A 609-nucleotide genomic window follows, 5' to 3' on the forward strand; every position below is an offset into this window, starting at 1 on the left:
CGGTTGAACTCACGGGCGGTAAGCATGTTGGGCTGCAGGGGGGAAACAACCAGGTCCGATGCGAGCACGACCATTTCGAGTAGAGCGGAGCGCGCACCTTGGGTGTCGATCAGCACCAGGTCGTAGCCCTGTTTCAGGGACGGCATGAGGTTTGCCAGCCGGAGCCGGCCATCGGGCGCCTGGAGCAGTAGGTTGTTGAGCTGGTTGTTCTGGTCGTTGGAAATCACGACGTCCAGGTTGGGGATAATCGTCCTGGAGATGATCCTCGCTGGGTCAGTTATGTTGGCGGCGAGCAGGTCGTAGATGCCGCCCTGGGCGACTTCAGGTAGCTCGTAGTACGAAGATAGGGAGGGCTGGACGGGGTCCAGGTCGATGAGGAGGGTCTTCAGGCCAGCATCGGCGCAAAATGCACCGAGGTTGGCGGCGGTGGTGGATTTCCCTACACCACCCTTGGTGGATACAACCGAAGTCGCTTTCGCATTCATGTCTACAGCCTCTAATGTGGGGTCATTAGAGGCTGCTAAACAGACTCGTTGTAACGGGAGTGGAAACCCTTCCTAGACGACCTTGGTCCAAATGGCTTTTAACCAATTGGTCGTAGGTTCGAAT

Annotated in this window: 1 protein-coding gene; it reads right to left on the reverse strand. The window is 57.3% G+C overall.

All coding sequences use genetic code 11. The features are described 5' to 3' along the window. Window positions 1–485 (reverse strand): ParA family protein (locus HMPREF2924_RS30555; RefSeq protein ID WP_141765590.1); only part of this gene is annotated, 485 nt, incomplete at its 3' end. Window positions 486–609 lie beyond the last annotated feature (124 nt).

Origin of the sequence: Pseudomonas sp. HMSC063H08 (genome assembly GCF_001813645.1) — a bacterium.
In the GTDB taxonomy this organism is placed as follows: Bacteria; Pseudomonadota; Gammaproteobacteria; order Pseudomonadales; family Pseudomonadaceae; genus Pseudomonas; species Pseudomonas aeruginosa.